Here is a 24,403-nt window from a genome sequence, read left to right as displayed (position 1 = left end):
CCGGCAAGGCCTTGGGGAGCCGGACGGAGGCAGCCATGGGATGTGCGCCAATCCTGGAAGACCAGTGCGACGATGCCTTTCTGGAGCGCTACAGCCGGCATATCCTGTTGCCGGAAGTGAGGCTTGAGGGACAGCGTCGGCTCCGCCGGTCCCGGGTGCTTATCGTCGGTGCCGGCGGCCTCGGTTCCCCGGCCGCCTATTATCTGGCGGCGGCCGGGGTCGGCGTCATCGGGCTGGCCGACGCCGACGTCGTGGACCTGTCGAACCTGCAGCGCCAGATCCTCCATGCCACGGCCGATGTCGGTACGCCCAAGGTGTTGTCGGCCGCGCGAAAAATGCGGGCCCTCAACCCGGACGTCGAGGTGGTCACGTACCAGGCCTGCCTTGACGCCGACAACATCGGCCCCATCGTGGCCGACTACGATTTCGTGGTCGAGGGCGTGGACAACTTCGAGTCCAAATACCTCATCAACGACGCCTGCGTCATGGCCGGCGTTCCCTTTTCCCAGGGCGGCATTTTGCAATTCGTCGGCATGACCATGACGGTGCGGCCCGGTGAAACGGCCTGCTACCGTTGCGTCATGGGCGACCCGCCCGCCGGCGCGGTGCCGACCTGCGCCAGCGTCGGCGTTTTCGGGGCCATCGCCGGGATGCTCGGCGCCATCCAGGCCGCCGAAACGCTGAAATACCTCACCGGCGTGGGCCGCCCGCTCTACGACGCCTTGCTGTGCTTCGACGCCAAGGACATGGAATTCATGAAAAGCCCCGTGCGCAAGGACCCGGCCTGCCGGGTCTGTGGCGAGCGTCCCGACATCACGGTGTTGCAGCGCGCCGCTCGCCCGACGTGTGCCGCCAAGGCCGGCGACGGCGCGAGGACTTGCCCGGGGCCGCGTCCGGGAGGCGCGTCATGAACGTCCGCCGGCTCGACATCACGCGTTACTACTGTCCGATGACGTTCGTGAAGGTCAAAGTGCAATTGTGCGAGATGGCTGCTGGCGACGTCTTGGAGGTGCTGCTCAAGGGCGAGGAGCCGCTGCGCAACGTTCCTGCCGCCGCAACCCGGGACGGATACAGCGTCCTCGACGTCTTCCCGGTGGAGCAGGACGTGTACTGCGTGCGCATCCGGAAATGAGCGGCAGCGGTGCGGCCATATTTCATATCGCTATAGTGTAGAATTGGCGGAAAACGCTTTGAACCCCATGCGCCGATCCCCTGAAGGGGAGGCCGGGCGGCCTTGGCGCGAACCCGGATGGAGGACCGAATGGAAGCGTATGTCCCACCGGCGTCAGACGCCGCGTCCGTGAGCCAGGACGAGACGGCGGCGCGTATCCGCGAGCTCAAGGCCAGCCTGGGCAGCGACGTGCTGCTCCTGGCTCACCACTACCAGCGCGACGCCGTGGTGGCCCTGGCCGATGTCGTGGGCGACTCGTTGCGGCTGGCCCGGGCGGCGGCCGAGGCCACGGCCCGGCACATCGTGTTTTGCGGCGTGCGCTTCATGGCCGAGACCGCCGACATCCTAACCGATCCCGGACAGGCCGTGTACCTGGCCGAAGCGAGCGCCGGCTGTTCCATGGCCGACATGGCTTCCGTCGACGCCCTGGAAGCGGCCTGGGACGAACTGGCCGCCGCCGGGGCCGGGAAGGTGCTGCCCTTGGCCTACGTCAATTCCACGGCCGCGCTCAAAGCCTTCGTGGGCCGCCACGGGGGGCTCACCTGCACCTCGTCCAATGCCGCCCAGGCCCTGTCCTGGCTCCTGTCCCAAGGGGCCAAGGCGTTTTTCTTTCCTGACGAACATCTTGGCCGGGTCGCGGCCCGGGAACTGGGCTTGCCCCTGACGGAGACGGCCGTGTGGGATCGCGGCAAGGCGCGCGGCGGCCTGGACGCCAGGGCCATGGCCGAGGCGCGGGTCTATCTCTGGAACGGCTTCTGCGTGGTGCACCAGATGTTCGAACCCCAAGACGCGGCGGCCTGGCGGGAAAAGGAGCCGGGCATCCGCGTCATCGTCCACCCGGAGTGCCGCCTGGACGTCATTGGGGAAGCCGACGCCTACGGCTCCACGGAAACGCTGTCCAGGATGGTGGATGCCGCCCCGGCCGGCAGCAAGTGGGCCGTGGGCACGGAAATCAACCTGGTGGCGCGCCTGGCCGAGCGCAATCCCGACAAGCTTGTCGTGTCCCTTTCGCCGTGCCAGGCCATCTGCGCCAACATGTACCGCACCCGCCCAAAATCGGTGCTGCGGGTGCTGGAGGCTGTCGCGGCGGGCACGCCTCCGCCGCCGGTGCGCGTGGACCCGGCCGTGGCCGGCCAGGCCCGCCTGGCTCTTGAACGCATGCTCGCCTGCGCCTGACGGAGGTGTCCCATGGCGGCCGTCTATTTCGACAACAACGCCACCACGCCCCTGGACTCCAAGGTCTTTGCGGCCATGGAGCCGTATCTGCGGGAATGCTGGGGCAATCCCGCCAGCCCCCACCAGTACGGGCAGCGGGCCAGGCAGGCCGTGGAGGAAGCCAGGGGGCAAGTCGCGGCCCTGCTCGATTGCCCGGCCCAGCGGCTCGTGTTCACCAGCGGCGGCAGCGAGGGCAACAATACGGCCATCCTGTCCGCCGTGCTGGCCGACCCGGCCAGGAAACGGGTGGTCACGTCCGCCGTGGAGCACCACTGCGTGCTGCGCCGGTTGGAGCACCTGCGCGAGCATGGCGGCGTCGAGGTGGTCATCGTGCCCGTGGACGGCCAGGGCCGGCTCGACCTGGATGCGCTGGCCCGGGCCGTCACGCCGGACACGGCGCTGGTAAGCCTCATGGCCGCCAACAATGAAACGGGCGTGCTGTGGCCGCTTGGGGAAATCGCCGCCCTGGTCAAATCCAAGGGGGCGCTTTGGCACTGCGACGCCGTGCAGATGGTCGGCAAGGAACCCCTGTCCCTGCGGGACGTGCCCGCGGACTACCTGACCGTCTCGGCCCATAAGCTCCATGGCCCCAAGGGCGTCGGGGCGCTGTACGTTGGCCGGGGCGCGCCCTTTACCCCGCTGATCTTCGGTGGCGGCCAGGAATCCGGCCGGCGGGCCGGCACGCATAACGTGGCCGGCATCGTCGGCTTCGGCCAGGCCGCCGCGCTGGCCCAGGCCTTTTTGTCCGTGGACGGGCACAACCGCCTGCGGGAACTGCGGGACCACCTGGAAGACGGCATCCTGGCCGTCGTCGCCGACGCCATCGTCCACGGCGGCCAGACCCGACGGCTCGCCAACACCGTAAGCCTCGGCATCGCCGGCGCGCCCCAGGAAGTGCTCCTGGCCGAACTCGACGACCGCGACTTCGCGGTTTCGACCACCTCGGCCTGCCAGTCCGGCTCGGCCGCCCCGTCCCATGTCCTGGCCGCCATGGGCGTGCCGGACCGCTATCTGCGCAGCACCCTGCGGCTGTCGCTTTCCCGGATGAACACCCTGGAAGAGATCGAAGCCTTTCTGGCCGTCATCGCCGATGTCGCGGCAAGGGCCCGCTGCCTGGGCGGCACGGTAGCGCCGTAAACCAAGGAGTTTCCCATGCGCGACCTCATTGACGCCATCAACCGTGTGTTTGACCGCAACGAAAGCCTGGTCGCCGCCGCCGTGGTCGCCAAGGCCGGTTCCTCTCCGGGGCCAGCCGGGGCCAGGCTGCTGCTTTTCGACGACGCGGACATCGCCGGCACCGTGGGCGGCGGCCCGCTGGAAGGCCGGACCATCGCCGCCGCCGTGGAGACCATGGGCACGGGGCGGTCCCAACGGTTCGAAATGGACCTGTCCGGGGACATCGGCGACGAGGTGGACGCCATCTGCGGCGGCGTCGCCGAAATATTCGTGGAACGCCTTGACCCGACGCCGGCCAACCGCGCCGTGTTCAGGACCCTGGCCGCGCGCCTGGCCGCCAACCAGGGCTGCCTGCTCGTTTCGGCCCTGGAAGACGGTGGAGCCGCCGGCCGGGGCCTCCTCGACGCTGCCGGCCGCCTCCTGGCCGGCAACCTTTCCGAGTCCGCCGTCCGTGAGGCCGGCCGGCTTGCCGCGACCCTGCCCGAGGCGGGTATCGCCGTTCTCGGCGGCGGGCGCTATTTCCTGGAGCCGTTTCGCCGCGCCGACACGGTCTACCTGTGCGGCGCGGGGCATGTCGCCATGCCGACGGCCCAGTTCGCGGCCATGGCCGGATTTCGGGTCGTGGTCCTCGATGACCGGGCCGCCTTCGCCAACCGGGAACGCTTCCCCCTGGCCGACAAGGTCGTGGTCCTGCCGTCCTTTACGGCCTGCTTCGCCAGCCATGGGCCGGACGCCGACGCCTCGGTGGTCATCGTCTCGCGCTGCCACAAGCAGGACCGCACCATTCTCGTCCAGGCGCTGGGCACCGACGCCGGCTTCATCGGCATGATCGGTTCGGCGCGCAAGACGGCGGCCGTGCTCGATGAAATGCTCGCCAAGGGGTTTTCCCGGCGCGCCGTGGCCCGTGTCCGCGCCCCCATCGGCCTGCCCATCGGCGGCAACACACCGGTGGAAATCGCCATTTCCATCGTGGCCGAACTCATCGCCGCCCGCACCGCCCGCACCGCCCGCACCGCCCGCCGCGCCGGACAAGCCGCGATCCTGGCCTCGACAGCCGCTTTCCAAGGAGTTGCGTCATGACCGAATGGAGAAACGCCTCCGGCAGCGAAACCTTGCTCGGAGCAATCGTCGAGCGCTTGTGCGCCCCGGCTTCCTACGCAAAAGTCTTCCATCGGACGCTGCACGACGAACCCATGCCGTCCGTCAGCGTCTTGGTCGAGTTCATGGACAGGCTGCGGGCCGTGCTGTTTCCGGGATACTTCGGCAATCCGAGCGTTGGGCCGCAAAGCATGCGCTACCATGTCGGTGCGAACCTGTCCGAGGCCCACCGGTTGCTGACGGATCAGGTCCGCCGGGGGTATTGTTTTTATTGCGACCTGGAACGCGGCGGGGAGTGTCAGGATTGCGACGGGCGGGCCAGACAGCTGGCCGACGCTTTTTTGCAAACCCTGCCGCGTCTGCGGGAACTGCTGGCCGACGACGCCCAGGCGGCCTATGAGGGGGACCCCTCGTCGCGAAGCCCTGGCGAAACCATTTTCTGCTACCCCAGCCTCACCGCCCTGACGCATTACCGGGTGGCCCATGAACTCCAGCTCCTCGGCGTGGATCTCATTCCGCGCATCCTCTCCGAAATGGCCCATGCCGCGACCGGCATCGACATCCATCCCGGGGCAAGCATCGGGCGGCGTTTCTTCATCGACCACGGCACCGGCACGGTCATCGGCGAAACCTGCATGATCGGCGACAACGTACGCTTATATCAAGGGGTGACGCTCGGGGCCAAAAGCTTCCCCAAGGACGACCAGGGGCGGCTGGTCAAGGGCATTGCGCGCCATCCCGTGGTGGAGGATGAGGTGGTGATCTATTCCGGGGCAACGGTGCTTGGTCGCATCTCAATCGGTGCGGGTTCGATCATCGGCGGCAACGTCTGGCTGACCCATGACGTGCCGCCGGATTCCCGCTTCACGCAGCAGCGGCCAATGGGCATGCCGCTTATCGATGGAGCAGGGATATGATCGTTGGGATGATCGTTGGGATGATCGTTGGGATGCTGTTGCAGCGCTTTTCCCGATCATGCGCTGCCGTTTGGATGTTCCCTGGAGAATCGGTTCCAGTCGTTGTCCGGTCGATATCCTTTGAGGGTGCTGACACTATGCGTTCCACTTCACAATGCCGCCATGCTGTTGGCGTGTGTTCCTAGGGTGGCAGGCGCCGCATGGCATTTGCGCCTGGCAGCACCAAAGGGGGGCCTGGCTTTTTGCCGGGAGCGAGAAGGAGAGGACAAGCCATTTGTTGTTCTTCATGACAACCTATTTGATATAAATCTCTTATATCAAGCCCTGGCAGGTGGTGCTTGGCGTCCCCTCCCAAATGGTTCTGATTTCTCGATGAAGGCAAACCATTTGGTTTTGGCTCAACGATCCAACTGAACCGTATGCGCAGGATCCTGCGCATACTTCCAGTCACAGATTGCATGTCGGAATCAATTGCCGTGCTACTTCATGCGGCTTTTCCGCTTTTCACAAAACATTGATGCATCTGCAGCATTAATCAATGCTTCTAAAGAATTCCCATCGTCAGGATAAACAGACACTCCGATGCTGGCGCTGGCATTGATTTTATGGCTATCTACATCTATGGTGATTTCTAGGGATTCAGTTATCTTTTGTGTTACGGCATCAACTTCGTCTTTGCTATTTACATTTTTTACTATGACAATAAATTCGTCTCCGCCTAACCGTGCAACGACATCACTTTTGCGAACCGCATTCCTCAAGGTGTCTGCTAAAAGAATTAGAGCCTTGTCCCCAACTTCATGCCCATGCTCATCGTTGATGAGTTTGAAATTATTCATGTCAATGAAAAGCGCTGCAAACTTTTCGTTGTTGTGGGAGAAGCCATTTGCTAGATTTTCGAATTGTTCTGCGAGTAATCTTCTGTTCGGCAGGCCAGTTAGTGCATCCGTTCTAGCCATATCACTAAGTAATTTTTGTTTGTCTTGTAAGCGATTAATCAGTAACCCTTTTTCATGCTTGGCTAGCAACAGTTCATGCACACTGTCTCGTGTGTAAATGCAAGTCAAGTAAATAAACAAATAAAAAACTATAACACTGGAAATTGCAGCATATGGAGTTGGTGAAATTTTTGTAAACAAGCAAATTATAATAGAAATACTGATTGGAGTAGATATGCATAGAACACAGCGCAGTTGGCCAAGGTATGCGTTGATTGATCCAGTCATGATGCCACTAATGATTAATGTGGTCATTACGAATTCTGCTGTTGATGAAATATTGATAAAATTAATTGGAGCACTCCAAAGAACACCTGTTAGGGCGGCGCTAATTATTGCTACAGCATTTCTTAGTTGCAAGCTAAGTTTTTTACAAACCCTCTTTTTGCTACACTGATAAATTATTGTTTTGAATAAGCTTACAGAAAATACAGCTAACGTCCAATGCCACGTATAAGGAAGTTCGTATCCAGATGAGTTGTAGTAAACGAGAAGCGCTAGTAATGCTGTGGAAATGCCTCCGAGAAGCTGTCTGTGTTCAATAGATTCAATTATGGCTACATGCAATTCTTCGTAGTGTGCCAAGGCGTCGTGCGGGCTGTTGTTTAGCATGTTTATGATCCGCTGTGTGCTTTTGTTTATAGGGACAGTAAGAAACTATTTGCAGTTATGTGTTTGAAATGAATGTTGAGCAAAAGATATGTCCGCGTCGGTGAATCTATTGCAGGCGATGTCCGACCATTGTTGTGGTGCTCGACAGTTGTTAGGGCATTGATCATCATTTTTATCGGTGCAGTCTCCTTGTGAATGCAATGTGCTGTCCTACACTATGTCTATATCATTTAACATTTTTGTTTTTGTGTTAATTTGTTCATGTTTAGGTTGAAGTGTAGGCCTAGGGGGCGGAGAAGGGGTGCCACGATACTACTATGCTTTTAGTATGGCGGGAACATTTTTTCTGAATAATATTTTTCAAAAGCTGGAGCGCCTAGTTCTTTGAATTAACGGGAAAATTTCGAAGGACACCGGCGGGATTTTGAAAATTGTGTCCAGTCGTGAGCCCAAAAAGAAAAGGGTTATCCTTTCGGATAACCCTTTGATTTCTTTGGCGTCCCCAAGGGGATTTGAACCCCTGTTAGCGGCGTGAGAGAGGCAGAGCTTTTGTAGCTAAATGAAGGAGTTGGGACGGTTACCCAATGTCACACAGGGCAAAAAAACGAGAATTCGCTGTGGGCATGTGGCCTGCGGTGTGGCCGGGGTCCCATTGATAAAGAGTTCTTTTGGAGTTATATAACTATCAGATCTTGTAGATAATGAATGCCACACATAGGATATACTTCTTCTCAATGCATCTGTACTCAAAACTGGTTAATCAGGAATGGAATAATAATGAATATTCAGCAGTGCGCAATTAATGACACCTGTAAAAATATCATCGATAAGATATGCACTAATCCTAGTGACACACTTTTATGGAAAAAGCTTGGTTACGAACTCCGTGCCCAAGGTGAATATGATAAATCGAGATTTTGTTTTATGAATGTGTTAAAAATAAACGAAAAAGACGCGTTCTCGCACAGAGAAGCAGCAAGACTTAGTTGTTTACTTGGCCACTACGATCAAGCTGTTCTGCACTATGAACTGTCACGCACTATCGACCCAAACGATACGCAAGTCTTGCTTGAAATAGCAAAATGCTATGAACTCAACCGTCAACCACAGAAGGAAATCGAATATTTTGAGGCATACTTGGCGTTAAATAGATTCAGAAGCGACGTTCGGTCAACCCTTGCGGACCGCCTGTATCAAACAGAACAATACCAAAAAGCACTTGAATGCTACAGCGAGGTTCAATCATACCTCGATTACGACGATATGGGCCTAACGCGGATGAAGGGACTGTGCAACTACGAACTTGGCAATTACGAAAAGTCCAAGGAGTACCTTGAAGAATGTCTACGCGAGTATGGCCTTTATTTCCTCATTCCATACAATGAAAGTATATTTATACAAGGAAAAAGTGAGTTCATTGGCAACGAATGCTATGTAAAATTACTAGAATCATACTTCAAGACTGCTCTGAAGTTGAAGGACTATAATCTTGTCAGAATGGCCTGCGCAGAACTCAACTATGCCACATCCAACGACGAAACAATTCGGTGGATTGAAATACAAAAATATTTTACAAATCTCGAGATAGAAGCAATCATAGAAGGGTGTCAATGCACTGAAAAGTATATGCCAGAGAATGGCCGCATGGCCAAGAGGCTTGGTGTTGCATATTATTTAGCAAAGCAGTATTCTTTGGCAAAACAAACACTTGAAAAATACATAGACAAAAACAAACAAGACGCTTTAGCTTTCTATTGCCTTGCGAAGTGCTACAAAATTGAGGGTTCAAATCGGGAGGTCTTAAAGATATATGCGCGGCTCAAAAGCATGGACAACAAGATTAATTCTGAAGTATTTAACAACATTCTGGAAGAAATTTAGGACTATCTTTGACAACCCCCGCGAGATTACTATATTTAAGACAAACAAGTGGCAGTTCCTCCGAAAAAAACGGGGAGGTCATGCCGCATGACAGGTTGGACAACCGGTCCTCTCGGAAATAAAAATCAAAACCATTTTATTTTTTTTATAGAATCAAGGCGTTTCCCCTGGCTGGCGATATTTTCTGTTATCAAATTAAGCTGCTTGTCAATTGAAGACACGAAGGTAGTCATGCGTATGTCGATCTCGCTTTGACGATTTGACAAAGACGCAGTAGTTTCAATATTGCTTCTTACCAACTGATCGATTGAATCTATTTTCTGAAAAATACAATCGCTGGCATTTGACAGTGAATCCAGCATATCGTCTTTTAGTTGTAACAAGCCCAAAACCAGTTTTTGGAGATTTTCAAGTTGCTTTTTGTTTTCTTCTACTAGTAGTTTGTTTTGATATAAAAATTTTTCCATTTCAAAGCTTAATAAGTCTTGGAACTTCTTTAGGGCATTAGAAATGTCCGTATTTTCGATGCTTCTGATTGCGTTTTCCATAGTGTTATTAAAAGCATTAATGCTATCTATTGCCGTGCAAAGTCGTTCTTTGTTGTCGTTAATTCCGTTTAGAATGATATCTGTTCCGATTTTAGCGTTGCGAAATTCGGTCGACAGAGCTTCTATCGACTCAGAAGCATAATTTAGCCGGTCGCCAGCATTGGCGTATTGAGAAATTTTATTTTTTAACAGTTCTAATTGCGCAAACAGAGGCTCGAATTCGTCGACCAAGGCCGACATTGTACTTGTATTTGTGTTCATTGGTCTGGCCAGTCCAAATTTGGAATAAGGTTGTTAACGCGTTTTAAAACGTGAGCCATAAACAACTTGCGCACAGTGTCCAAATGAAAAAAATATTGGACGGCCTCTTCTTCAAAAGAGTTCTTGATTAGCCATTGAGAAAATATTTTTTCAAATGTGCCATAAGTTGAATCATTATATTTCTTAGAAAAACTCAAGGCCATGTAACCATTTTTTTTGGCTTGATCTGTACCTATGAGGTTAGATAAATAATGCAAGGCTGCAGCAAATTCTTCTTTGCTTCGGCTTAACTCATTATCCGATGGCGACATTCTTGTCAATGAGGATAGTGTCAACACTCCGGGATGATCAGAATAATCTTCAAGAAATCTGAGACATGCACCACTTAACTCCTTGAGTTCGTCAAAATCTCCGTCTGTTGTTTCTAAAAGATTCGCCCATGAAAATATATCATTGTTTCTTACAAGTTCAAGCAATTTGTTATCGTATTTTGCGGACGCTTGTAGATATTCTATAATTTTATCGCGAAATCTTCTAGGATTGTCAACACCTTCTCTGGCGCATTCGAGCATTTGACGCGATGCTTGTCTTCTTTTCTTTTCAATATGATCATATATAAAGTTGATTAAATAAATTATGCTTTGTCTTTCAATTCCATGGACGTTATCACAAGAGACAAATCTATTTTTTTCCTCTTCGCTGGAGTAAGATTTGTATTTTTTTCGATATGCAATGCATTGAGATTGCATGTATTCCGACAGTAAAAAAAAGTCGTTTCTGATTTCATTCCATTGTGAATTGACAATGATTTTGAAAGTGTTACATTTGTAGTCTTTTGTGTAGTCGCATACAATCCCAAGATTAATCAATCGGATCAGCGAGTATTCAATCGAGTGTTCCTGTCTTGAGCAGTATTGTTTAGCTTCGCTTAGCGAGTTGGAATCAATACTGGTGTCATAAGTCAATATTACTGGCCTATTGCTTTCGAGCATTCTTCTTACTTCACTGAGAACAGACTCTGTGCAATCAATATCGTCCTCTATCCCAGCAAAAGAATTGTTGTGAAAATAAAAAGTTTTTACAAAATCACCGCCTCCAAATGGGTTGTTTTTTTTGTAATTATCATATAAATTTTTTGCGTCTTTTAAGCTCGTGGTTGGGTCAAGAATTTTATTGGCAATTTCTCCGTCTTCGTCAGAGAACAAGAGGATTGCCTCTGACTGTCTTCCGTCTCGTCCGGCTCTTCCTACTTCTTGATAATACGCCTCTGGTGATTCTGGCGTTGTATAATGAATAACTTTTCGGATAGAAGGTTTGTCAATTCCCATTCCAAAGGCTTTGGTCGCTACTAAAAATCGGTAATTATTTTTTTTTCCGCTTATGAAATCGCGTTGGCTTTTTATTTTCACTTTATCCCAGTCATAATTTGAACTGGGTGTTTCGCACGAATTTTCACTCGCCCAAGAGGGTATCGCGGCGACTATTTCTTTGTCTTTCAATGCTGCTGCTTTTTTCTTCAATTTAAAAGCCGCTAAATGTTTCCAGCTAGGACTTTCACCACAATAAAATCGCACATCGTCTTCGAGCAAAATACTCAATAGTTCAGAAGACACTGCCAATACGCCATCGCGACTAGTGATATACCTGCAAAAAATCAAAACACCATCCCTGTTGCCATGATCTTTATTCCTCACACATTCATGTATTATTCGTTTCAAGACCCCTGTCTTATGGTCTTGAGCAACTTGAATGCATTCAAGAGCAATTTCAGGCCTGTCCATTTTGACAGGTTTTATGACGGCATCGGCCCCCAAAATGCCTAACTCTCGCTGTATGTCAGACAATACCACTGGAGAGGCTGTTCCGGTTAATGCAACCAGGGGTGATGATATGCCGAATCTCGTAGTTCGTTCTTTTGCAATTCGACTTAAACATAGATATGCAGGTCGAAATTCATGCCCCCATTCACTTACACAGTGACATTCGTCAACAACTATCTGGTTGACTTCCCCGTACATTGTTCGGTAAATGCTTAGGTCATTTCTGAAGTCTTCTTTTAAAAATCGTTCAGGAGCTATGAGTAGAAAACGCACACACCCAAGCTTTAACAGTAAACTCGCTTTTTCTTTTTGAATATAATTCAAAGAACTCGAAATTTCAGCGACCAGATCAATTCCAAAATCACACAAGCGCTCTCTCTGATCTTGCAGCAAAGACTTCAGGGGTGAAACGTAAATTGTCAACCCGCCCATCAAAAGGCCGCAAAGTTGATATGTTAAACTTTTGCCTCCACCTGTTGGGAGCAACCCAATGACATCATGGCCTAACAAGATGCGAGCAATTATTTTACATTGCTCTGTTCTTGGCCTTTTAATTCTAAAAAAATCTTGGACAAATGACTTTATTAATCCATCACTAGGCTCTGTAGGGGCTAAAACACGACCTAAAAACACCCTTGATTGGTTGTTTGCAGGGTAATTTGATGCGCGTGACCACCCGATGTTGACATTGCTTTGAACAATTTTAGAATAAGGGTCGGCAACAGAAACATCGATAACGTAATCACACGCTTTGATTCTATTTTTTTGGTGAATTTTTATTTGCGAGACTGGCGTTTCACCAAATAAAAATCTTATCCTGCTGAACCAATTTCTAAAATCGTCGATTGCAATAGTAGCAACCGATGTTTCTTTTTCAATCACACAGACATTCCACGGTTCTTCCCAAGGCAACAATCCCAGCCCAAGAGCCTCTAAAAGTAAAAACTGAATCCTTGCACTTACAGTTGCACCCCAAACACAACTCATGACATCTTTCGAGCGAGGCTTTTCTAATTTTTCATCAACACCCCAGTGGTAAGTATTCTTGTCTTTGACAAGATGCCGCTTTAATGTTGACTTTAGTCTCTCGATCTCGGAAAGCTCGTGAGTTTTGACTCGCCAGACATTCCATCCAGCTTTTTCGAGCGCCAAGTCTCTTTTATTGTCAAGAATTGATTGAGATTCATCTTGATGTTGTATTCCATCGATCTCAATCACCAGACGCAACCCTCGGCCTGTAAACAATACAAAGTCAACTCGTTGGCCAGAAAAATCATCGCCTTGATTCAGCATTTCCATTGGCAATTGAAATTGAAGATAATCAAGAAGAGGATATCCAAGAACAGGTTGTAAAACTTTCAAATAAAATGAAGCTTCTGCCGGGCTGTCGACATACTCAACCAATCGTTTAGATTTAGTTTTAATTTCTCGGTCAGATAATTCAATTGGAAAACTAGCTGAAACCAAAGCGCTTCTTATGTCTCTACTAGCAGTGCCTGCGTTTGCTATTAGCTTCAATCTTCCAGGTTCATTTTTGTCATATTTTATAGTCCAACCCATTTTCTTATGAAAAAAAGCGGAAATTTTTTTCTCTAAATTCCATGAGGGCAGCGTCCAATTGCCTCGTTCTAAAATGCCTTTCGCAATAGATATTATCTTTTGGTGTTTATCATTGATTTCATACTTTCGTCCACATTTGTCAATAATTGCCCACTTGTGGCTTCCAGACATCCTTATTAAATCTTCATAGTTGTTATCGCTACAGTAGCGTGTAGCAGGACAAAACACGCCATTCCAATGCAAGTCATCGTGGAGAAACATTGGCATAGAGGACATAGTCGATATTGTGAAAACAGGACTAGTCATAAATTTCTTCCAAAGTCAAAATTAAGATTTTACCCAAAACCCAACAGCTGCAGCTGATAGATTTAAGACCTGCGGACTGAAGATCCAATGGTATCGCGTCGATTTCTGGTAGCGAAAAGTATTCAGCTAAAAGCAGGGGAAAAGTAACCCTAAAAGAGGACGGATAGAAGACTATGTCACAAATACAGAGTACATTCGGCAGATATCTGTCACCAAGATTTTCTTTTGTATTCTTCGACATTCTGAGTACGTACATCAGCAAAAAGGCGAAATACAATTGGAATAGTTTGCTTCACTTCAGAAAACCATTTTTTTCTTACATTCAAAGTCATTGACTTTAACACCACAGGAGGATACTGGTCAAGTGGAGCAGCAAGACGATATAGCAGGTTCTGAAATTTATTAAACCTATGACTTTCCCAAAAAGGGAGCCACGCATCTTTATGTAAACGTATGCCCTCAATAAATCCCAAGGCCCAGTCGTAACCATATAGCTGGCTATTATTATAATATTCTTCATGAGAAAAAACCATCGGGCTATACCTACAGTCGCCGATACACAACCGATTGAATCTTAAATGTCGAACCGCATAAGGTAAATACTTTTTAAAATCTTCTACACTTTCGCCAGATTGAAACCCAAGAACTGGAGCAAAAATAGTTACTGGATTCTCCACTTCCGGAGAACATATTATAGCTGCAAAAAACCCTTCGACTTCTTCCAATCTCATAGCGCCTGGAGAATTCAAAAGATAACTTCGAAAATCATCGATCTCATCAGGAAAAAGAGGGACATCTTTATCTCCAAACACAAAATTTTCCTCATTTGTTAGGTTGAAATGGAGACAACCAACTTTCGACTACTCTACTGTCATTCTAAAAGCCAATTCTCATAAAACACTGAACACATACACATACAGTAAGTTTCACAAAAACACTTTCGGCACGTTGAGATACAAAACTGAATATTATTTTAAATACCATACCAAGAAGCCTAAACCTTCAAATAGACTCCATGGACAACATAGATTGACGAGCATCAATTGCCTCGGCAGAGACAAATACCGGCTGTTCTCATTGACAATCTAGAACGAACCAGTTGGTTTGTTACCTACAATTCTTATGAAATCTAGACTTTGACAATGCTCTTTTTTTTTCAGCAAAAAGTATTTTTCTCGATCCACACTTGTACTTCTCTAAATAAGTTTCCCTAGTAAGTTCATGCTTTCTAAGGTGTGAGTTTGTTATTTCTGAAAATATCTTTCCACATTCCAAACATGCCACACAATCAAACCCAATAGCACTCTCGGGTTGCGATCGAAGCAATGCCAATTCCTCTTTAGATAAATTCTCTTTAAAATCAAGAATGCTAATATCAGAAGGACTGATCTTGACAATTGATTCTTTGATCTGTAGCAGAGATGAATTCTTAAAACACTCTAGAAGATAATCCACATGCTTGACATCTAATTCGTCTGCGAACTTGCGCAATACACTGCGCACCATGTCGAGATCCAGACCTTTTTTCTTATAAACTCCATAGGACTTAAGAACATCAGCTCTTGACATTGGCAAGAACTGATGGAATTGGCCACATTCAGAAGCATAGAAATTTGACTTCTGAGTAACAAAAGAAAAAACCAAATATATACCCAAGTCGGTTAAATCCTGGACTTGTATAGACAAATCATACTTAAAAAAGAGTGAATCTTCACCATTGCTTTTAAAGTACTTACGAGCCAACTTGTTTAAGTATTGAAAATATTCGATATTCTCTTTTTTTCTTTTGCTATACTTTTCTGCCAGATTGATGAAACCAAGCCATGGCCTGCCAGGCACAAGTTGATTATCAACTAAATAATTTTTTAAATTTGGTTTAACCACATCAGCATGACAAACAAGCATATAATTACGCAATCTAACTATACCCTGTTTGAAGTATTGCCTAAGAACACCTGGATCTGCACCAATATCATTTACAAATTCAGAAAAACTGGAAGGATTGCCAGGGGTACAATCGACAGAAGTAGCTACGCCTTTATTTAAGATTTCCAGATTTTTTTTTAAATCCTCATTTTTCAAAAAACTACTCTCCATTTGCGTATACAAATAAAAATTGACCACCCCCATAGTGATATAAGCAGCCTCCAACAAGCACGGCGCTTCAACTGCATTAAAATATTTCAAAGCAACCGACTTGGCAATTTTAGAGAGTTCCTTTGCAACCCGTTCTTGCAAGTCCAAATTTTTTTTATTTTTTAATTCATTGAATAAATCCAACAATGGAGTTGAATTCGCAACCTTCGGTTGGCTAGAGGTCTTCAAAAAGGTCATCTTCCGCCTCACCTGTTGAGAGTGAATTATCTAAAGAGCGTGAAACTGCCTGCCTATACATTGAATGCATTTTGTAGACTAGCGATGATTCAGAAAACAACTCTTTGTGTAAGCGTCGAGCGATCTCTAAATTTGAATGAGCAATTAAAGAAAATAAGTGTTCTGGAGTCCCTTCATATGGGATGCTGGGCAGAGAATCCTCCTGATAAGTATTGTTTATGTATATAGAATCAAAATCCGAGGTTAAATATTTTCCGTAAACAGATCCTAAAAAGTCTCCTATAAATGGCAAAAGAAGATAATCAAAACTACCGCTGGAACTACCTATCTTCTCCAAAAAAAGTTGCCTATCTTCAATTTTGTCCATCGAAAGAAGAATAGACATTAGCGTGTTTGTCGCCTTTTCTTGTATCAACATAATGTTTTGTGAAAAAATCTCTTCATCATATTCTTGACCAGAGGTCGGCAAGACATTATGCCAAAGGAGTGGAAGTTGATTAAAAATATCTACGGCTTTATCGCATGACAAAAAACTATAAATCAAGGTTGGCTTAGTATAATCGTGCACTTCAAGAATTCTCGCGAGAGACAAAGGGTGCATCTCCTCTATAACTGACGAAGCAGCTACGTCACCTTTTTCGTCGACGTAAACACTCAATGCAGATTCAGCGGCCAGTGGGGATTCGTTGCAAACCTCTGTAATAAATCCAACCGGATCATCTATGAGCTTCGGCAAATCAATAGACTTCATCTTGTTCTACCTCTTCTGAAATATTTTCATCACGATCTGACTGGTCTTGATAGTCTACCTCAACTACAAAATTCTTATCATGCATCTCCAGACAATACACAATTGCAATCGCATAAAAACATTTCTCTCCATCAATCGAAAACAACTTGCGGATAACTTCGCCACCTTCTTTTTTTACCTTCACGAAAGGCTTAACTTCATCTAATGTAGGTAAATATTGTTTTTTTATCCACATATCAAAAGGTGAAGGTACTAAAAACTGAATTTGATCATGAATTGCAACGGCAACATCGCCAATTTCAAGCACTTGATGATCATCAAGACATTGTTTTCTCAATGTTTTTGTAAGGCTATTGAGTCTAGAAGGATTTTTAATATCCTTCAACAACTGAACGGTTTCCCCAGCAGCGCGATATTGCTCTTCAACAAATCTATCAAACTCGGCCATCGCAACCCCCCTTGTATACAAAATGCTATTTAAACAGAGTCAAGAAGTAGTCAAACAAAAAGGAATCCGCATCAGCTACCAATTCCAAACGTCCTTGTGAATCATACTTCGCTCGAAGCGATGGATCTGAAAGAGTCTTATGAGCTTTTGCTATTTTTTCAAAAAGGATCCGCCCGTTCGGGTTAACATCCGGATGAAACTTTAACGCAAGAGAATAATATGCTTTTTTAATTTCTGCCTGTGTGGCCTTTTTATCTAAACCCAAAATATCGTAATAATTCAAAGCGACACTCCTCAGCTACATGGAAGGTCCTAGTTCAGACCGAAAAGACCAAATTAAGCACCTACCCGTTGAAGTTGGTAGGCTCAAAGGCCTGACTGAAAGTCAAACTTTATCAGGAAAAATCAAACAATCTATTTGCCAGTAGGCCATAAAAGGCCGTCTTTGCTTTGGTGCTATGTGTCCCAAAAAAAATGCTCGGTGAAAGCTACCAAGCTAAAGCTAGGGATTTTAACCCACAAGATGGCCAAATACACTACCATATAACAATACCCAATTGTATTTCCTCATGTTTAAGACTTATTTTTCAATCAAAAATCAGGGATTTCACAACAAAAAAAATGCCTTAGTCAATATATTTACACCAAACCCAAAACAACCATCCAGCAGAAAAATCTAAATTTTTATCATTCCTGAATTTTTGGCAAAGAAATAGTCAACAGATAAGCTGGTCGTCAGTAATCATAACACCAGATTTACTGGCGTCAGATTTCATTTTTTTCAACAGCAACAATAAATCTGTAAAAAATATTAGCCAAGAATAGCTATTTTGAAACAAAATAAATACAAGCAAAAACGACACCAACCCATTCCTAGCTATCTTAATAGCCCACGAAATAAGCGCATACATCAAACAATATTCAATAAATTCGTAGCTAAAAATTGAATATATTCTAATCCAAGTTAAAACACAGAACAAATACTTGTTTTAATCAGCCACCATTACAAAACTACACTTCTAAAAGCACATTGCCCTAAACCGAAAAAACAGAAATCACCCCTTGAGCCTGTCCCGTGAACATTTTTCAGAGAAAATTTTTTCCACCATCCATCCCATTGTCGAGGGGAAAAGTGGCTCAGAAGCCCGGATATCGACGTAGTTTATCCAGAGTGTAGATATTTCGCTTGCGCCTAGCCATTCGCGGGGCAGGCTCCCTTATCCACACTATTGCCGTAATGCCCGGAATAATTGGATTAAGCACGCGTAGCGTGGGTTGCTTAACCAGGGTTTCGCTCGCACTAATTCAATTGTAAATACATAAACGATACCTCCAAGTCAATTGTATTTGTCGTCGTCCATTACATAAAATTTTCGCCAGAGGGCCCGTCAGCACGGGCTATAAACCAACTAAGTTTTTCTTGAATGACAGACATCTAGGATCTAAGGTGCATAATCGACATAATTTATAGAGAATTAAAAAAGTGGTTTTCAGACAAAATCAGTTCATTTTAAACGCCGACTAAATGTACACGGCAACTACATGTTGGCGTAGGCCGTTCAGCAATGCAAGCAGCCACGACTAGACTTATTTTTCGGAACGAATCTTTCCCGACCCGCCTCACTTCCATATCCGAATTTCCCCTGTTAATCCGGCTAAATACGGATGGATGTTTTGCCTTCGAACTTCCACCGACACCTTCCGCTCGTTGCAAGCCTATCCATTATCTCCAGATTTTGAATTTACTCAATCTTCGTCATGCAACGATAACTAGCTGGTCAAAAAAATCTTTACTTTGAACATATAAAAATAATCATTCTTCGCTAAACATTTGTTCAATTACATCTTCGACAAATAAAAATACTGCTCATTTCTAATTTTGCTTCGTCCTTTTTCAGCAACTTGAAGATAAAAATTTTTTACTGCAATAAAAATTACACGCGGTCGCCTATTGACAGCAGATATGGCCTGTCGTAGCTATCAGCAGCCAGCCAATTATGCGTAAATTTTATTCAGTAGCTCATGGTTTAACGAAAACTTTCAACTACTGATTTACAGTGTAACGTGAAAGACTGCATACTTTGCCCAGAGAGCTTACCAAAGGAGAAGAGAAGTGAGTCGTAAAAAGGAAAAGCACAAGAAGAACAAAACCCTTTCAGCAAAACCTTCCTTGACTGTCGTGCCTTCGCGAGATGGTGTAGACTTGAGAGCCACTCAACATTCTCCGGTCGCTCCCAAAGGAAGCAATGCCACATCCTATGCTGGCGTAGGCCGCACAGGAATGCAAGCTGCCACTAACCTCAGGCCGATCGCCGAGGTTGCCGATAAACCTGAACCCTCGGGCTTCCCGAAACTCATCCAGGCGCTGGAGTTATTCCGAGACCAGCAAAATCAACCCTGCGCGGTTCTGAAAAACGATCCAAAGCTCGATGTGTTTTACATCGGAACAAAGCCATTTAAGCAACTTCTCGAAGGCCTGTTCTATGACGAATACGGAAAGCTTCCCACAAAAGCGGTGCTGTCCGATGGGGTTCGGTTATGTGAGCTTCTGTCTTCAAGGGAAATGACTAAGCGAACCGTCTGGAAGCGGTTTGCTCATTACAATGGCGAAATTTGCATTGACACATGCGATGGGCATGGCTCAGTTATTGTAGTGACCGGAGATGGATACTCGATCAGGCAGGCCTGTGAGATGGGTGTGTACTTCTCTCGGAACGAGAATAGCTGCCCATTGCCAACGCCTATCACCGGCGGCGACTACCTCTCCATGTTTGATGCGATGAATCTTAAGCACAAGCATGATCTCATCTTGGTAGCCACATGGCCCATTGTCGCGGCTATTCAAGGGATTCCTAAGCCTCCCTTGATGCTTTATGGTCCAGCTGGCAGCACCAAATCAACCATGGCGTTGATGCTGAAGAACCTCATTGCTCCCGATGCTCAGGAAGGACTGAAGATCAAAAACAATGACGCTGAAATGGCACAGATCATTGATAAGCACGACATGCCGTTTTTTGACAACGTTACTTCGGTGCCACAAACGATCGCTGATTTATTTTGCATGGCAGTCACTGGGGGAAATTTTATAAAGCGAAAGCTTTTTACTGACAGCGACGAGGTTATATTCAACCTCCAGAAGCCTATGATAACGACTTCACTCGACATCTGGACAAATGCCGCCGATCTTCTTGATCGTTGTCTTTTTGTGGAACTTGCCCCAGTAGGTAAGGCGTCGCGGAGAGACAGAACATCGATCCTTACTGAATACAACGATAAACAAGGTCTTTATCTCGATGGCTATCTCAAGGTTTTGGCAAAGACGCTCCAGTGCTATAGAACCATGCCTCTAGACAATCTGCCTCGTATGGCTGATTATTATAAATGGGCATATGCTGCGACCCTTGCCCTTGGCTTTGATGAAAACGATTTTGTCGAAGCTTATCGTCAAAGTCGACTCAAAGGGCAGTTGCATTCCTTAGATCAGGATGGTTTTGGTCGAATATTCGTGAGGTTCTTAGATTCCATCGGTCCTCAAGAGATGTCATCCACTTTGTTCCACACCAAATTTCTTGAGTTTGCCAAGAAGCAGGGCGTCTCTATGGATCATCTTCCTAAGGCAGCCAATGCCTTTTCTAAGAAGATTCGCCATATGTCGTTTGCATTGCAACCTTTCGGATGGTCTGTGGCCGTGAGAAAAGGTCGCGATGCCAACATGGTTTGTGTTAACAAGATATAAGTGTAGCAAGAGAGGGGCAGGCACGACATTATATTTTTCCTAGATAAGAATTCAAGGCTAAGTCCATAAAATGACCACGGCTACATTTGGGGGAGTGTACTTTAGTCTTGTCTTCCTCTGGCATTGAAGCCTTATGGAAACCGTCTTTCTCGATAATCCAAACCATCTGCACCCAGAGCAGCAAATCATATCTTGGTGCATAGTTCTCTTAAAAGCGAGTCAACTCTTATCTCTTTGTCGTTGTTCTCCAATTTCTTAAAGCCCTTTTCCCCCTTCGCCATTTTGTGATTCCTTGCAACCATACATATTTCTTTCTGCAGTGTTCCTTTCGGTAGCTTTTTAAACTGTTTGCAACCTTCGATTACAAATGCAGTCATTTCTATATGATTTTTATGACTTCCTGCAATCCATAACTTGTCTGCGACATCGCATGCTTCTTTATATAAAGGAATTTTTTTTGCATGATCTTTTGTCTTACTCCATGATTGAGCAAGTCTATTATATTTATCAAGATATCCCTTGTGAAAAATATCATTTCTTCCTTGGAGAAACTCTAGGCCACGACCACAGACCAAACCCATACAAAATATATTTAAATAAGGCATGCCATTTAAGTCTGCCGAGTCAAATTCGTCAGTAATTTCACATATGGCCAGATGTGCGAAAAAACTATTAATATAAATTTCATTTATTAACTTTTCTCTCTCATTCGTGGATTTGCTTGCTTCGTCAAGGAGGCGCTTTGCAGCAAATTCTCTAAAATAGCTGCACCCCTCTTTGCTTATTTTCTTTTTCATAAAATGAATAATCATGGTTATGACTCCATCTGGCTCTTCATCCTCGAAGAACTGATCAACCACCTTATTAATCATGTCTTGATCATCAGAAAAATGCTCTTTTGCTATGTCAAGAACTTTATTAAGAACACTACCGGCATACCTAAGTTCATCAGCAAGCGCATTTGCACTAAAATCTTTCGCCCAAGAAAGATCTTCCGCTATCTCTTCTGGATTACGATCAAAAAAAAGGAATGGCAACCGCCTCTCATATTTCTTGTTCATAATACCTCATTGAAATACTTGAAAATAAACCTAGGGGGCGCAGTTTGTGCAGTCCAGCCCCCCCTCTTTTAGCCTAACCACCCCACTAGTTAGCTTAAGACCCACACACCTACATTACATCGGAATTCCCAATAATTCTGGGCTGTTTTATATCATTCCCACCAAGAAAATTGTCCAGGAGGACAGAACATGCACAAGAACAAACATTCGGCCCAAGTCCCCGTTTTCACCAATGCGGACTCCATTCTCCCCGGGAAGCTCGATCAACCAGGCCACACCCAGACTGAAATCGACGAAACCGGCGGCGAGCACTCGCAAACTTCTGCTGTTGAGAATCAGGAGTCGGACACCAACAGCGGTACCAAAACCACGGGGACTGCCCCCCAAGAAGGGAGCATAATTAACGACGATACCAACTCCTCAACCGAGCCGCAAGATGCTGTTGCGACCGAAAGCACCGACGGAACTCCGACCACTGGCGTCAAAAAGGATGGAAAGGAACGTGCAGCCCGTACGGTTTCTAAAGAGCGCCGGGAGGAACTGATCCTTCTGATCCTCGCAATCGCCGCAGAGCTTCCCGAACGCGGAAGCTTTGACGCACAGAGCTTCGCCAAGACCCACAACTTGGTCTTGTCCCTTGTCAAAGATATCTTCGTGGACGCCCAAGAGGACTTCGACAAGCTCGTGAAGTACAAGGACAAGCCGGAGCCGAAGGGACTCGTCATCAGCAAAAAATCAAACCTGATGCTCAAGATCGAGGACATTGAGGAGCTGAACAAGACTCGCAAAGAGTCGGAGCGCTTCAAGATCGGTGATGGGTTTCAAATCGCTGCCCAGGGTGAACAGATTATCCTGACCCGCATCACCCGCGCTGCTTAATCGAGCCCCGACACATCCAAAGGGCATGACCTCATTCGGGGTTGTGCCCGTTTTCCTGTCAGCTTGACCACCTACACCGCCCTAGAGCGCGTCCAAGAATTTGTCCATCCATCTTCCATCCAATACGCCGGTTTGCTTCTCTGGGGAAAATATTCTGCCGCCGTGACCACCGGCCCCGGCCCGGATATCCTAGGGGCCATTCCACCCTGGCCCTGATGAAGGAGCGAGCCCATGGACACGGAAAAGTTCGACGCCCTCGCATTTCAGGACGAGATTTATCAAGAGCTAAGGCCATTAGAGGGGCTCTTTCAGGCAATGGATGCCGTCTCAACGGAAACGCACGGGGAGCTACCACGGCTCTTTGCTGAGATAGGCCTAGCCCTTACGAGAAATCTTCGCGCCAAGGTCCTGTCCATTGCCACCACAAACACAGGGAAATCTCATGAGTAAAGAGGATTTTGAACCTCACCTGATTTTCAGCTACACGCGGGAAATGGCCCTCGAAGACGGCGTGTTAATTGACGTGACCGAGGATGCCAAACAAGTCGGCTTCTCGTTGCATACCGTCGTTACCAGCAACCTCTTTAACGGATATGTGGCCCCACCCGCCGGATTGGACGCGAGCTTTGGCCAGTCTACGACTGGGCGGCTTCATGATTTGCTCGTGCTGGCTCGGATTGCTGCCGGAGGAGAACCAGATGGCGACCGAGTATCATTCAAGGTTGGTTTCCTCATGCGCCCTGGACAGCTAGAAACGGTCAAAGTGATCTTGCATATCGGTCCCGGCGACCAGGGTGAAGCCGTGCTCACGCTGATGCTGCCCGAAGATTACTGATGTCTTCGGAGCCAATCATTTACCGAGATCAGCGTCCCGGGTCCGTATTTGCCGCCGGGAAAGCTCCCAGGCCATCGTACTCGACACCATAGGAGGAATCTCGACTTTTCGGTTAACAGGATCAACCTCTTGACCATGAAACCTCTATAATATTTGAAAGATAAGTATGAATGGTTCGATGCGAATCGCACGAATTCTATACGAATTTACGATGAAATAGCTGCGATTCATCCCAAGCCATAAGTGGATAGTATTCGATTGTTTTGAATGAAATCGAAGAGCAAAGTGGTAATTCTAAAAGTCAAAACTCGGGTTTTTGAGCACCATGCCTCAGAATCCAGACGCAAAGTGGGAACAGCTAGCTTGACGTGCATGGGCCGAGATTGGGATTTGTCTCCAAAATCAAAAATAATGTGAACATATCAGCATATTACATAGAAAGTGGCCTAGATTGCACGGCTTGGGGGGTATAAACCCGCCCCCTGTCGTTTCCATGCATCAGCACGCGTCCAAATTGCCCTTTTTTCGCACCAGCCGCCTCGGATTGGCCACGGTCAGCACCGGCTGGGACCAGGATTGCAAACGAGACTCCGAGGTCGGCAACGGTCGGCATTGGTCATCACGTCGGGTCACAGACCGAGTAACTGAGTGAAAAAACCGGCCTAGCTGCCATCCCAGGCAAACGGACCAAATTTAAGTGTAAAAAATATGCCGATTTCATTTTCGCCCGGCTCGTATGGATATAATCTTGTCAGAAGGAGGACTGTCGGGCCAGAGATTTAAACCAACTTCGAAT

20 protein-coding genes are annotated in these 24,403 nt (G+C 47.6%); 11 read left to right on the top strand and 9 right to left on the bottom strand.

Annotated features, from left to right (window positions below):
* Positions 1-35: 35 nt before the first annotated feature.
* The 6 genes from DMR_RS17365 to epsC all read left to right on the top strand — a co-directional run bounded on the left by DMR_RS17365 (position 36) and on the right by epsC (position 5,577).
* Positions 36-911, top strand: a complete 876-nt coding sequence (locus DMR_RS17365) for a HesA/MoeB/ThiF family protein (RefSeq protein ID WP_015862346.1) — start codon at positions 36-38, stop codon at positions 909-911.
* Positions 908-1,132 (top strand): sulfurtransferase TusA family protein, encoded by a 225-nt coding sequence (locus DMR_RS17360; RefSeq protein ID WP_015862345.1) that lies wholly within the window; start codon positions 908-910, stop codon positions 1,130-1,132. The genes DMR_RS17365 and DMR_RS17360 overlap by 4 nt, the downstream gene beginning before the upstream one ends.
* Before the next feature lie 129 nt (positions 1,133-1,261).
* Entirely contained in the window at positions 1,262-2,347 is a 1,086-nt protein-coding gene (gene nadA, locus DMR_RS17355) for a quinolinate synthase NadA (RefSeq protein WP_043601004.1), read from the top strand.
* 12 nt (positions 2,348-2,359) lie between these two features.
* Positions 2,360-3,523 carry a cysteine desulfurase family protein gene (locus DMR_RS17350; protein ID WP_015862343.1) on the top strand — a complete coding sequence of 388 codons (1,164 nt, stop codon included), beginning with the start codon at positions 2,360-2,362 and terminating at the stop codon, positions 3,521-3,523.
* Between the two features lie 15 nt (positions 3,524-3,538).
* Entirely contained in the window at positions 3,539-4,642 is a 1,104-nt protein-coding gene (locus tag DMR_RS17345) for an XdhC family protein (protein ID WP_015862342.1), read from the top strand.
* A complete protein-coding gene (gene epsC, locus DMR_RS17340; RefSeq protein WP_015862341.1) occupies positions 4,639-5,577 on the top strand; it encodes a serine O-acetyltransferase EpsC in 939 nt (312 codons plus the stop codon). Before DMR_RS17345 ends, epsC begins: the two co-directional genes overlap by 4 nt.
* A gap of 479 nt (positions 5,578-6,056) precedes the next feature.
* Here epsC and DMR_RS23845 read toward each other — a convergent pair whose 3' ends face one another.
* Positions 6,057-7,187: a GGDEF domain-containing protein gene (locus tag DMR_RS23845; RefSeq protein ID WP_015862339.1), complete on the bottom strand. Its 1,131-nt coding sequence runs from the start codon at positions 7,185-7,187 to the stop codon at positions 6,057-6,059.
* Positions 7,188-7,964: 777 nt separating this feature from the next.
* Between DMR_RS23845 and DMR_RS17335 the strand changes: the two genes are divergently transcribed.
* A complete protein-coding gene (locus DMR_RS17335; protein WP_043601001.1) occupies positions 7,965-9,068 on the top strand; it encodes a tetratricopeptide repeat protein in 1,104 nt (367 codons plus the stop codon).
* Between the two features lie 125 nt (positions 9,069-9,193).
* Here DMR_RS17335 and DMR_RS17330 read toward each other — a convergent pair whose 3' ends face one another.
* The 7 genes from DMR_RS17330 to DMR_RS23825 all read right to left on the bottom strand — a co-directional run bounded on the left by DMR_RS17330 (position 9,194) and on the right by DMR_RS23825 (position 17,379).
* Positions 9,194-9,877, bottom strand: a complete 684-nt coding sequence (locus DMR_RS17330) for a hypothetical protein (RefSeq protein ID WP_148208476.1) — start codon at positions 9,875-9,877, stop codon at positions 9,194-9,196.
* On the bottom strand, positions 9,874-13,563 hold the full coding sequence (locus DMR_RS23840) for a DEAD/DEAH box helicase (RefSeq protein WP_015862336.1): 3,690 nt from the start codon (positions 13,561-13,563) through the stop codon (positions 9,874-9,876). The genes DMR_RS17330 and DMR_RS23840 overlap by 4 nt, the downstream gene beginning before the upstream one ends.
* Positions 13,564-13,772: 209 nt before the next feature.
* Complete coding sequence (locus DMR_RS23835) at positions 13,773-14,375, bottom strand: UPF0149 family protein (protein WP_015862334.1); 603 nt, start codon at positions 14,373-14,375, stop codon at positions 13,773-13,775.
* Between the two features lie 295 nt (positions 14,376-14,670).
* On the bottom strand, positions 14,671-15,897 hold the full coding sequence (locus DMR_RS23830) for a MucR family transcriptional regulator (RefSeq protein ID WP_015862332.1): 1,227 nt from the start codon (positions 15,895-15,897) through the stop codon (positions 14,671-14,673).
* Entirely contained in the window at positions 15,875-16,648 is a 774-nt protein-coding gene (locus DMR_RS24735) for a hypothetical protein (RefSeq protein ID WP_015862331.1), read from the bottom strand. The genes DMR_RS23830 and DMR_RS24735 overlap by 23 nt, the downstream gene beginning before the upstream one ends.
* Positions 16,635-17,096, bottom strand: coding sequence for a hypothetical protein (locus DMR_RS24730; protein ID WP_015862330.1), 462 nt, complete (start codon positions 17,094-17,096; stop codon positions 16,635-16,637). Before DMR_RS24730 ends, DMR_RS24735 begins: the two co-directional genes overlap by 14 nt.
* Positions 17,097-17,121: 25 nt before the next feature.
* Positions 17,122-17,379 (bottom strand): J domain-containing protein, encoded by a 258-nt coding sequence (locus tag DMR_RS23825; RefSeq protein WP_015862329.1) that lies wholly within the window; start codon positions 17,377-17,379, stop codon positions 17,122-17,124.
* A gap of 1,830 nt (positions 17,380-19,209) precedes the next feature.
* On the opposite strand from DMR_RS23825, the gene DMR_RS17325 reads away from it, so the two are divergent.
* On the top strand, positions 19,210-20,832 hold the full coding sequence (locus tag DMR_RS17325) for a hypothetical protein (RefSeq protein ID WP_148208475.1): 1,623 nt from the start codon (positions 19,210-19,212) through the stop codon (positions 20,830-20,832).
* 185 nt (positions 20,833-21,017) lie between these two features.
* On the opposite strand, the gene DMR_RS24725 is transcribed toward DMR_RS17325, so the two are convergent.
* A complete protein-coding gene (locus DMR_RS24725; RefSeq protein WP_015862324.1) occupies positions 21,018-21,893 on the bottom strand; it encodes a hypothetical protein in 876 nt (291 codons plus the stop codon).
* Positions 21,894-22,082: 189 nt separating this feature from the next.
* On the opposite strand from DMR_RS24725, the gene DMR_RS17315 reads away from it, so the two are divergent.
* From DMR_RS17315 to DMR_RS17305, 3 genes are all read left to right on the top strand, one after another.
* Positions 22,083-22,772, top strand: a complete 690-nt coding sequence (locus DMR_RS17315) for a hypothetical protein (protein WP_015862323.1) — start codon at positions 22,083-22,085, stop codon at positions 22,770-22,772.
* Positions 22,773-23,003: 231 nt separating this feature from the next.
* The gene (locus DMR_RS17310; RefSeq protein ID WP_015862321.1) at positions 23,004-23,222 is read left to right on the top strand and encodes a hypothetical protein; all 219 of its coding nucleotides are present in this window, start codon (positions 23,004-23,006) and stop codon (positions 23,220-23,222) included.
* Entirely contained in the window at positions 23,215-23,607 is a 393-nt protein-coding gene (locus tag DMR_RS17305; RefSeq protein WP_015862320.1) for a DUF6573 family protein, read from the top strand. Before DMR_RS17310 ends, DMR_RS17305 begins: the two co-directional genes overlap by 8 nt.
* Positions 23,608-24,403: the final 796 nt, after the last annotated feature.

Origin of the sequence: Solidesulfovibrio magneticus RS-1, assembly GCF_000010665.1 — a bacterium.
Taxonomy (GTDB): Bacteria; Desulfobacterota; Desulfovibrionia; order Desulfovibrionales; family Desulfovibrionaceae; genus Solidesulfovibrio; species Solidesulfovibrio magneticus.
This window is presented reverse-complemented; position numbering and strand designations above follow the sequence as displayed.

What these genes read in the sequence shown, in the direction of transcription:
- DMR_RS17305 (WP_015862320.1), top strand. Translation starts at nt 23,215, where the DNA reads ATGAGTAAAGAGGATTTTGAACCTCACCTGATTTTCAGCTACACGCGG.
- DMR_RS24730 (WP_015862330.1), bottom strand. Translation starts at nt 17,096, where the DNA reads ATGGCCGAGTTTGATAGATTTGTTGAAGAGCAATATCGCGCTGCTGGG.
- DMR_RS17315 (WP_015862323.1), top strand. Translation starts at nt 22,083, where the DNA reads ATGCACAAGAACAAACATTCGGCCCAAGTCCCCGTTTTCACCAATGCG.
- DMR_RS17310 (WP_015862321.1), top strand. Translation starts at nt 23,004, where the DNA reads ATGGACACGGAAAAGTTCGACGCCCTCGCATTTCAGGACGAGATTTAT.
- DMR_RS23845 (WP_015862339.1), bottom strand. Translation starts at nt 7,187, where the DNA reads ATGCTAAACAACAGCCCGCACGACGCCTTGGCACACTACGAAGAATTG.
- epsC (WP_015862341.1), top strand. Translation starts at nt 4,639, where the DNA reads ATGACCGAATGGAGAAACGCCTCCGGCAGCGAAACCTTGCTCGGAGCA.
- nadA (WP_043601004.1), top strand. Translation starts at nt 1,262, where the DNA reads ATGGAAGCGTATGTCCCACCGGCGTCAGACGCCGCGTCCGTGAGCCAG.
- DMR_RS17360 (WP_015862345.1), top strand. Translation starts at nt 908, where the DNA reads ATGAACGTCCGCCGGCTCGACATCACGCGTTACTACTGTCCGATGACG.
- DMR_RS23840 (WP_015862336.1), bottom strand. Translation starts at nt 13,563, where the DNA reads ATGACTAGTCCTGTTTTCACAATATCGACTATGTCCTCTATGCCAATG.
- DMR_RS23830 (WP_015862332.1), bottom strand. Translation starts at nt 15,897, where the DNA reads ATGACCTTTTTGAAGACCTCTAGCCAACCGAAGGTTGCGAATTCAACT.
- DMR_RS17365 (WP_015862346.1), top strand. Translation starts at nt 36, where the DNA reads ATGGGATGTGCGCCAATCCTGGAAGACCAGTGCGACGATGCCTTTCTG.
- DMR_RS17330 (WP_148208476.1), bottom strand. Translation starts at nt 9,877, where the DNA reads ATGAACACAAATACAAGTACAATGTCGGCCTTGGTCGACGAATTCGAG.
- DMR_RS24725 (WP_015862324.1), bottom strand. Translation starts at nt 21,893, where the DNA reads ATGAACAAGAAATATGAGAGGCGGTTGCCATTCCTTTTTTTTGATCGT.
- DMR_RS17335 (WP_043601001.1), top strand. Translation starts at nt 7,965, where the DNA reads ATGAATATTCAGCAGTGCGCAATTAATGACACCTGTAAAAATATCATC.
- DMR_RS17350 (WP_015862343.1), top strand. Translation starts at nt 2,360, where the DNA reads ATGGCGGCCGTCTATTTCGACAACAACGCCACCACGCCCCTGGACTCC.
- DMR_RS17345 (WP_015862342.1), top strand. Translation starts at nt 3,539, where the DNA reads ATGCGCGACCTCATTGACGCCATCAACCGTGTGTTTGACCGCAACGAA.
- DMR_RS24735 (WP_015862331.1), bottom strand. Translation starts at nt 16,648, where the DNA reads ATGAAGTCTATTGATTTGCCGAAGCTCATAGATGATCCGGTTGGATTT.